The organism is Halomonas sp. NPDC076908, assembly GCF_050269715.1.
Taxonomy (GTDB): Bacteria; Pseudomonadota; Gammaproteobacteria; order Pseudomonadales; family Halomonadaceae; genus Vreelandella.
In genome coordinates this window covers 1-3381 of the sequence record NZ_JBNNIW010000089.1, presented here as the reverse complement: position 1 = coordinate 3381, position 3381 = coordinate 1, and the positions used below count along the sequence as shown (strand labels likewise).

The following is a 3381-nucleotide window of genomic DNA, read 5'->3' as shown; positions in this document are numbered from 1 at the left end:
AGGATGGCAGGAAGCAGTACAAGGTCTCGCCGGAGTTATTGAGACCTCTCCGGGACGTGAAGTAGGTCAACTACGTCTTGGAATGAACGCTTACCTTCGGCGTACTACTCGCTTATCTAATCCTTGGGGAGCCGTTGCGCATGGCGGATTTTGTTGGGGCTGGGCTGATTGTCATTGGCCTGCTTACGACCACCCAGGCAAGCGGGAGGATAAGATAGAGTTAACTACCAGCAATGAGCTCATCACCTGAAACGGTAAATGCAAGGGTAGACTGATGGCTTAAATTATAACTTATATATAGTATATGCCATAGCTAGCATTATTAATGAAACTAGAATATCGAAGCTACGTGATACAGCTGGTTTTGAGAAAATATAGATCATTTTTGTGCCAATGTAAGCATTTAAAAAAAACCATAAATATGATGCAAAGCTAGCACCCATTATAAAAAATAAACGCTCGTATCCTTCATGTTTGGCACCAAGACTCCCTAAGATCAGGACTGTGTCAATGTATACGTGAGGGTTTAATAAAGAGAATGCAAAGGATAATCTTATTGTGTTTTTTGCGGAAAATGATTTTTTTTCTTCCTTGTTACTTTCAATTTTTACGTTTTTTTTAGGGTTTATAGCTTCTTTTATGTTTGTAATAGCGTAAATAATCAAAAATAATATCCCTATCCACTTCAACATGCTTAATAAGCTATCATTTATATATGATGATAAAATATATACGCCCAGTGTAATAAGAGAGAAATCACAGCTAGCGCATATAAAAGCAGCTAGGTATGGTTTTTTTTGATAAATAGATTGTTTTATTATGAAAATATTCTGCGGGCCTATAGCTATTATTATGCTAGTGGCAAATAAAAAAGCATAAAGGCCCACCTGTAAATATGACAACACATTAGCCTCGTTTGGTTTTTAACAGTGAAGATTCTGCTTTTTCAATAACTAGGCTTTTCCTAAATGTAAAGTCCTTATGTGCTAATAAGCTTTCTTCAAGTTCTTCTATAATGATTTTAACGCTGGTAGGTGAGGTAGAGCCGCGACTTACTTGTCTGTTCATGACATTTTTGGGGTCAAGTATTTCGAAGTATTCTTCTTCAGATAATTCAATATCTTTAGATTTCAAAAAATCTAGTGCAATATTTGAATTTTTCAAAGTGGCTTTTTTTGAAATTAAAAAATTAGTTAATTGACCAGCTATTAAATGAGATTTTCTGAAGGGCAGGCCTTTATTAGTGACTAGCCAATTTGCTAACTCTGTTATTGTTGAAAAACTACCCCAACATATATCATATGCGCGTTGTGAGTCATATGATGATGTTTTAATATGCTCATCAAGTATCTTAATGGTTTGAATTGTAGTATCTAATGCATCCCAAAGTAACGGTTTGTCTTCTTGTAGGTCACAATTATATCCAAGGCCAACACCTTTAACCATAGCAAGAGATTGCATTAATGCACCATATACCCTACTTACCTTTCCTTTTGCTAATTCAGCTACTACAGGGTTTTTCTTCTGAGGCATTATAGAACTTCCTGTAGTAAAGCTATCATCAAGATGAAGAGTGCCATATTCAAAAGAGTTCCAAGTAATAATTTCTTCTGCTAATCTGGATAAATTGCTCATTATTATCGAAAGTGTACTTAAACACTCAATTATAAAATCTCTTGAACTTGTAGCATCAAGCGCGTGACTAATAATATTTTCAAATCCGAGTAACTCTTGTGTGTAGGATCGGTCGATATTGAATGATGTGCCAGAAAGTGCACAAGATCCTAGAACGCTGCAGTTTGTACTATTGAATGCATTTTCTAATCTAGTGATATCCCTGTTAAAAATACTTACATAAGCTGTATACCAGAAAGCCAAAGATATTGGCTGAGCTGGTTGTACATGCGTATATCCTACTGCTAAAGAATTCATGTTTTCGGTTGATTTTAATAATAAATTATCGCTGAATTCCTCTAAGGATTTTTTTATTTCTAATATATATGACCTCAAATATAACCGTGTGTCATTTACTACTTGATCATTTCTAGATCTTGCTGTATGGAGCATTCCACCTAATTCATCTCCAATAATACAGTTTATTTTATTTTCGATGTTTAGATGTACATCTTCGTACTCTTTCTCAAGGGTGAAAAGTCCATTTTCGTTCAATCTGTATATTTCGATAAGAGCAGATAAAAGATTTTTTTCACAATTTTCAGTTATTATTTTCTGCTTATGTAACATCTTAACATGAGCTATAGATCCTAAAATGTCATACTTAATAAGTCTTAAGTCAGCGTTGGTTGTTTCAGTGTAATTTAGTACTTTATCATTTATTTCTTTGCTAAGACGACCAGCCCAAATTTTCATTTAATACTCCTTTTTTTTGAAATCAATATACTTCACTCAGCATCTTCCGAGTATGCAATTTTTTTGACCACGAATAATTACTGTGTGGAAAGTCATCTTCGTTACTTATAGTAGTAACTAGCGACATGAATTGTGTAAGGCAATATGCAGCAGTTTTATCTTTTAAAGAATCTATGCTTTCTTTTGAAGATATTGAGAAAAACGAAACATCTATTATTTCACCATGATCAATTTTTTCATCCATATAATGACAAGTACTGCCATAAGTTAAGTCTTTATTTTGTAATGCATAGTTATAACCTCCAATTCCTCTATATTTTGGCGGGGCGGGATGAAAATTTATTGCTGCTTCTTTTGCAGAATTTAAAGTTTGTATAGGTAAGATCAAGTCAGACTTGAAAGAGAAAATCCAATCACCAAACCAATTGATACTACTCGGGGGTTCATCTTTGTCGTAATTATACTGAATAGAATCAACATTTAAAAAAATACATCTTAAATAATTTTCAGCTTTTATTGACCATATGGAAGAATCACCTATATACAGTGCTCGTTTGTTAATCATTATCGGTTTCCTCCACTTGTTGAGCATTAGAAATATTTCTAGCACTAAGGGTAAGAATTTTAACAAGGCCTTCGGAATCAGCGTGATCAAAGTTACCCTCGTTCTCCATTGACCCATCTAAAGTATATAAAGAGTTTTTTACATTTTTAACGGATATAATTTGTATTTTTCCTTTATACAACTCAATTGTGATTTCTCCATTTACAAGATTGGTGATTTTTTTAATTGCTGATTTAATTATGGTGCTATTTAGATCTATCCAGTATCCTTCATAAAGCCTATTGCCTAATTCATTTGACATGTACTTGTAAGTTTCTAGGGTTCTTTTATCAATAATTATGCTTAATAAGTATTCCTGAATCCGTGAAGCCGGCGCCGACACTTTCCCTATCACCGCCAGCGAGCACTTTTTGATCCTTCGCCCCGTGCAAGTTGGCTTTCGCAAG

At 34.2% G+C, this 3381-nt stretch carries 5 protein-coding genes; 1 reads left to right on the top strand and 4 read right to left on the bottom strand.

Features of this window, described 5'->3' with window-relative positions:
- On the top strand, positions 1 to 250 hold a 250-nt coding region (locus ACQKE4_RS20385), incomplete at its 5' end, for a hypothetical protein (RefSeq protein ID WP_427390062.1).
- Positions 251 to 284: 34 nt separating this feature from the next.
- On the opposite strand, the gene ACQKE4_RS20380 is transcribed toward ACQKE4_RS20385, so the two are convergent.
- From ACQKE4_RS20380 to ACQKE4_RS20365, 4 genes are all read right to left on the bottom strand, one after another.
- Positions 285 to 905, bottom strand: a complete 621-nt coding sequence (locus ACQKE4_RS20380) for a LysE/ArgO family amino acid transporter (RefSeq protein WP_427390061.1) — start codon at positions 903 to 905, stop codon at positions 285 to 287.
- Between the two features lies 1 nt (position 906).
- The gene (gene argH / locus ACQKE4_RS20375) at positions 907 to 2370 is read right to left on the bottom strand and encodes an argininosuccinate lyase (protein WP_427390060.1); all 1464 of its coding nucleotides are present in this window, start codon (positions 2368 to 2370) and stop codon (positions 907 to 909) included.
- 22 nt (positions 2371 to 2392) lie between these two features.
- Entirely contained in the window at positions 2393 to 2935 is a 543-nt protein-coding gene (locus tag ACQKE4_RS20370) for a formyltransferase family protein (protein WP_427390058.1), read from the bottom strand.
- A partial coding sequence (locus ACQKE4_RS20365) for a hypothetical protein (RefSeq protein ID WP_427390056.1) occupies positions 2928 to 3381 on the bottom strand: 454 nt, incomplete at its 5' end. The genes ACQKE4_RS20370 and ACQKE4_RS20365, both read right to left, overlap by 8 nt.

Bases quoted from the DNA above. Each gene is read 5' to 3' on its own strand.
- argH (WP_427390060.1), bottom strand. From the start codon at position 2,370: ATGAAAATTTGGGCTGGTCGTCTTAGCAAAGAAATAAATGATAAAGTA.
- ACQKE4_RS20370 (WP_427390058.1), bottom strand. From the start codon at position 2,935: ATGATTAACAAACGAGCACTGTATATAGGTGATTCTTCCATATGGTCA.